The sequence below is a fragment of the Desulfurella sp. genome, from assembly GCF_023256235.1.
In the GTDB taxonomy this organism is placed as follows: Bacteria; Campylobacterota_A; Desulfurellia; order Desulfurellales; family Desulfurellaceae; genus Desulfurella.
The window spans coordinates 1-5,662 of record NZ_JAGDWY010000005.1 but is presented as its reverse complement, the minus strand read 5'-3'; the positions used below and the strand labels follow the sequence as shown (position 1 = coordinate 5,662).

The 5,662-nt window shown below is 32.8% G+C and carries 6 protein-coding genes; 3 read left to right on the top strand and 3 right to left on the bottom strand.

From position 1 onward, the window contains the following. Positions 1-176: 176 nt before the first annotated feature. The 3 genes from Q0C22_RS00585 to Q0C22_RS00575 are packed head-to-tail and all read right to left on the bottom strand — an operon-like array spanning position 177 to position 2,952. Positions 177-1,286 (bottom strand): outer membrane beta-barrel protein, encoded by a 1,110-nt coding sequence (locus tag Q0C22_RS00585; RefSeq protein WP_291490156.1) that lies wholly within the window; start codon positions 1,284-1,286, stop codon positions 177-179. Positions 1,287-1,308: 22 nt separating this feature from the next. After that, the gene (locus tag Q0C22_RS00580; protein ID WP_291490155.1) at positions 1,309-2,604 is read right to left on the bottom strand and encodes an ammonium transporter; all 1,296 of its coding nucleotides are present in this window, start codon (positions 2,602-2,604) and stop codon (positions 1,309-1,311) included. A 9-nt stretch (positions 2,605-2,613) separates the two neighbouring features. After that, positions 2,614-2,952, bottom strand: coding sequence for a P-II family nitrogen regulator (locus tag Q0C22_RS00575; RefSeq protein WP_291490154.1), 339 nt, complete (start codon positions 2,950-2,952; stop codon positions 2,614-2,616). A gap of 278 nt (positions 2,953-3,230) precedes the next feature. Here Q0C22_RS00575 and Q0C22_RS00570 point away from each other — a divergent pair, with 278 nt between their 5' ends. From Q0C22_RS00570 to Q0C22_RS00560, 3 genes are all read left to right on the top strand, one after another. Next, positions 3,231-3,809, top strand: a complete 579-nt coding sequence (locus Q0C22_RS00570; RefSeq protein WP_291490153.1) for an aminodeoxychorismate/anthranilate synthase component II — start codon at positions 3,231-3,233, stop codon at positions 3,807-3,809. 266 nt (positions 3,810-4,075) lie between these two features. After that, a complete protein-coding gene (locus tag Q0C22_RS00565) occupies positions 4,076-5,050 on the top strand; it encodes an aminodeoxychorismate synthase component I (protein ID WP_291490152.1) in 975 nt (324 codons plus the stop codon). Next, complete coding sequence (locus Q0C22_RS00560) at positions 5,034-5,630, top strand: aminotransferase class IV family protein (protein ID WP_291490151.1); 597 nt, start codon at positions 5,034-5,036, stop codon at positions 5,628-5,630. Before Q0C22_RS00565 ends, Q0C22_RS00560 begins: the two co-directional genes overlap by 17 nt. Positions 5,631-5,662: the final 32 nt, after the last annotated feature.

Below are 5,662 nucleotides of genomic sequence, written 5' to 3'. Positions count from 1 at the left end.
CTCTTCAGAATGACTGGCTTTGCTGGCGCTTCAGGATAACGACAACTTATATTTTATGTCCAGCAAATTATAGCAGGTCCATGCAGTAAGCACTTTACTCATACAACGCTCCTTTTTTTAAAGAAGAAGCATAAAGCTTCTTCTTTTATATACCTGGAGGTGGTTGGTAAATTTATTTAAAATATTATGCCCCCTTCAAGACCCAGTCTGTATTGATTAGCCTTATTGCCATTAACTCCAAAGCCACTTCCTTCTGCAAAATTATTTATGCGCACATAGGACAGATCAGCCCTTACAAATAGATACTTATATTTATACATTGGAGTAATTGTAAAAGTCAAAGCTTTTGAAGAAGGACCATATCCTACCAAATCAGCATTTGCACTGTTTAGGTTATTTGTAGATTTATTTGAAGCATACTCAAGCCTTGCACCTACAGAAAATTTATCGTTTATGTTGTAATCTGCAAAACCAGCCAATCCGTAAGCTGCAGCTGAATCGCTAAAACCTGCTTGAGAACTTTTAGGAGAATAAACGTAGAGCAAATCAGAGCCTAGCGTTAATTTTCCTATAGTATAAGATGCTATAAGGTCGTATTCCTGTTTGTTTGCAACAGCTGCCGTATCGTTTGCAGGCGTATTTTTATTTGGTATGAGAACATTAAACGATGTTGAAAAGTTCCCTAATGTAAGTCCAATAGAACCTTCCAGCGCTAGTTTATCTTTAGAGTAAAAACCATCGTTTGCCCCTGCCTTTAGTGTTAGCGGGCCTGCTGTAACTATAGCCCTTATGCCTCTTGAGATTACTGGCTCCATGTTCCACACAAGACCCCTTTGTATATTTATGTTCTGATAGGTAAAGGCTGATTCATACCCTATGAGTGTGGGTAGTTTGCCTGCTTGAATTGATAAAAAAGAAGCAGGATCAAGTTCAACATAGGCAATGGGCAGTGGTCCGAAAAGCCCTGTATTTGCATCATCGGTAATGGTTTTATTACCGGGCATGCCAACAGTTGGAAAAGCATAGGCGCCAGCAAAAACATTAAACCGCACCACTCCTGTTGTTTTTGATACATTGACTAAAGCATTGCTTATATCGTATCTTACATGCTTGTCTTCTCCATTTGTATCAAAAGAACCACTTGGGTTTGCGTTGTCCGTTAAAATGCTGTAGCCAGATAATGTGCCGTTTATGTTTATACTGCCTATATCTGTTTTTACATCAAAGGCAAATGCGCTTGAGCTAAAACATAATAGCGTAAAAACTATTAACAAAGCATGCTTCATGGTTTTCCTCCTTTTTATCTTATTATAAATCAAACCCCTTTTCTGAGTGCACAGCCAAATCAAGACCCATTACCTCTGTTTCTTCATCTACCCTTATGCCGCCTGTTAGCAGTGATACTATTTTTACCACTATAAATGTGCCAATGGCAGTGTAAATTATAGTAGCAGCTATAGCTATTGCCTGAATGAGTATTTGCTTTGGGTTACCATATAAAGCGCCTTTGCCTGCAGCATTGATTAGAGGGTCTGCAAATATACCTGTAGCCAAAGCACCCCATATACCATTTAGCGCATGCACGCCAAATGCATCCAAAGAATCATCATACTTAAAAAATCTCTTTATTACACCAGCACCTAAAAAGCCCACTATACCAGAGATTAGTCCAATAACTAAAGCTCCTTCTAAATTTACAAAACCACTTGCTGGTGTAATCGCAACAAGCCCGGCTACTGCACCACTTGCTGCACCCAGCATTGTAGGGTGTTTATTTACAATCCATTCACAATACATCCAGCTTAGTGCGCCAATTGCTGCTGCTGTATTTGTTGCAACCCATGCACTGCCAGCCAAACCATTTGCTGCGCCTGCACTACCTGCGTTAAACCCAAACCACCCAAACCACAAAAGCGCAGCACCTAAAATTGTTAAGGTAATAGAGGCAGGTGGCATAGCCTGACTTCCATAGCCTTTTCTTTTGCCAAGCATTAAAGCAAATACTAAACCTGCAACACCAGCATTTATATGTACTACAGTGCCACCAGCAAAATCCAGTGCGCCAAGTTTAGAAAGCCATCCTCCGCCCCATACCCAGTGAGCGATAGGAGCATATATAAAAGTAACCCACAATAAACTAAACCATATCCATGAAGAAAATTTAACACGCTCTACCACTGAACCGCTTGCCAAAGCCACAGTAATGGCAGCAAATGTCATTTGAAAAGCCGCTTCTACAAAAACAGGTATAGTTGTACCGGGAAATATTGAAGAACCGCTTACACCACTTAAGAATAAATACTTTGTTGAACCAATAATACCATCAATATCCGGTCCAAAAGCAAAACTAAATCCCCAAAGCATCCATGCGACACTTACAACAGCATATGCAATCAATGATAAGCCTATAGTGTTTAATATGTTTTTTGATCTGCCCATCCCACCATAAAATAAAGCAAGACCAGCTGGCGTCATAAGCATAACAAGTGCGCTTGATGTAAGCATCCATGCAGTATCTCCAGAGTTTAGTACAGGCGTAGCAGAAGCAAAAGAAAAAGCAGGTATACCTAATATCCAAAACAATATAAATAAAACTTTTTTCATATTATCCCCCTATAGAGCTTCTTCATTTATATCAAGCGTTCTTATTCTTATTGCTTTATCTACATTGTAGATAAATATTTTACCATCTCCAATTTTTCCTGTTTTGGCGTGTTCTATAATCTTTTCTACAACTAGATCCAGTTGATCATCTTTTACAACTACTTCAATTTTTACTTTTGGTAAGAAATCAACAACATACTCTGCACCTCGGTAAATTTCCGTATGACCTTTTTGCCTGCCATAGCCTTTAACTTCGACAATAGTCATACCGCCAATTCCTACTTCCAATAAAGCTTCTTTTACTTCATCAAGCTTAAACGGCTTGATGATGGCTTCTATTTTCTTCATACACCCTCCTTAAAAAAAGATGCCAGACAATTAGCATAAAGTGTTCCAATACTGTTATAACAGCAAATATATAAGAAAATATGAACTTAAATTAAACTGTAATTTACAAAATTGTAAATAAATCTACAAAATTGTAAAGTTTATTGGTCCAATATGAAGACAATTGCCTGGATTAATTTCAGTAATGTTTTATTAATGTCTACTTATCTAGCTAAGTAAATGAGAAAAATTAAACACCTTGACTTGAATCATAAAATTAGGTTATAATTTTTTTGTAAATGAGAAAAATTAATGTTCTCTTAATTGATAATACAGATTCATTTACCTATAACATAGTTGATTATTTAAGAAAAATGGACAATTTAAAAACAAAAATCATACAAAGTAATAAAATTAGCCCAGCTGAAGTAAGTGATTTTGATAAAATAATAATATCCCCTGGTCCAGGATTACCAAAAGACTTTCCTATTATCTATGAAATTATTAAAGAATACCATACATCCAAACATATTCTGGGAATTTGTTTGGGTTATTTAGCGATAGGTAGTTTCTTTGGTGCCAATCTTGTTAATATTTTTCCAGTTGTGCATGGTCAAGCACATAAAATTAAAGTAGTAAAACAAAGCCCAATATTTAAAAACATACCTAAAACTTTAAAAGTAGGATTGTATCACTCATGGGCTATCGATCATAAAAATTTTCCTAAAGAATTAGAAATCACAGCTGTTTCCGAAAATGGTGTTATAATGTCCATTTCTTCCAAAAAATTCAATATTTTTGGAGTTCAATTTCATCCTGAGTCCTATATAACACAGTACGGCTTTAATATTTTAAAAAACTTTATTGATATAACCTGAATTTGATTTAAACTCATTAAGTTATTAAAAAGCTTTTTTCATGAGAATTTTTAACAAAAACTTATAGATAGATTTTATCTATTGGTTTTATCTGCTTTAAGTTGTAAATTTTTTCAATTTATATCAGAAAATTTTTCAAAAATATCTGCTATATGCATAAATTTATGTTATAATATATATGTATGTTTGATAAAGTAACTTTTAGTCTTTATTAGTAGTAAACAACATTTGTTTTAAAGTTTATGTAGAATTCAAACTATTTCACAATGACTCTTTTAGAATTTGTAGAAAAAGCAAATTTCTATGGTGCAAAACATATTCCCTTTTTATTTTTAATTGATTTTGAAATGTGTAAACCTTTTTTATGTACTTTAGATAAAGCTTCTGAGTTAAATGTTTTCTATCAAATTAGGAGTAAAAGAAATTTTAAAAATAAAAAGATACTTAGATGTAATAAACCTGTACTCGACTTATACCCAGTCAAATACGATGAATATTTGAAAGCATTTAGCTTTGTAATGAAAAATATTTTGGCAGGAAATACCTATTTATTGAATTTAACGTTTCCAACAGATATTACAACTAATTGTTCATTATTGGAACTTTTTTATAGTGCTAGATCTCCTTATAAACTTTTTTTCGATAACCAATTTATTTTTTTCTCGCCTGAATCTTTTATAAGAACTAAAGATAGGTTTATTTTTTCATACCCTATGAAAGGAACTATTGATGCTGGTTTGCCTGATGCAAAAAAAGTTATTTTAAAAAACAAAAAAGAGGAATGGGAACATAAAACTATTGTTGATTTAATAAGAAATGATCTATCTATAGTTGCAAAAAACATTACCGTTACAAGGTTTAGATTTATTACAAAAATACATACCAATAGAAAAGATTTATTACAGGTAAGTTCTGAAATCCGCGGCGAGCTTTCAGCAAATTGGCATAATAAAATTGGCGAAGTTTTAGTCAATTTATTACCTGCAGGGTCAATAAGTGGTGCACCAAAGCAAAAAACAGTAGAAATTATTAAGGAAGCAGAAAAAATTGACAGAGGATACTATACTGGCATTTTTGGTATTTATGATGGTACAAATATTGATAGCTGTGTAAATATTCGCTTTATAGAAAAAATCGGAAATCATATACGGTTTCGCAGTGGAGGTGGTATTACATCGAGTAGTAATCCAATAGATGAATATAGAGAATTAAAAGATAAAGTATATGTTCCCATTATTTGAAACTATAAAAATTTTAGATGGTAAAATTTATAATTTATCATTCCATCAAAAACGCTTAGAATTTTCTTTTGAAACCTACTTTTATAAAAAAGCAACTTTCCTTTTGAGTGATATCATTAGTATTCCAAATGAATTTTCTAAAGGTCTAGTTAAACTCCGTTTTTTATATTCTGAAAAAAACTATAAGGTTGAATTTTTTCATTATAGACCACGTAAAATTAGTACTTTAAAAGTTGTTGAAAATAACGAGATAAATTATTCTTTAAAATTTACAAATCGTTCGCAAATAAATGATTTGCTACGCCAACAAGGGTTTTGTGATGATATTTTGATTATAAAAAATGGATTTATCACTGACACATCAATTGCAAATATTGTATTTTATAATGGAAAAGAATGGATAACTCCCACAACACCTTTGTTAATGGGAACATGTAGAGCTAAATTGTTAAAAGAAAACAAAATTAAAGAAGAAGTTATAAAAATAACAGATCTTCATAAATTCAAGGCGTTTTGCTTAATAAATGCCTTAAATTGCAGCAATCTTTCACCAATTCCAATTACTAATGTATATTTTTAGATTTGCAATTTATTACTTTCAAAATATTTTTG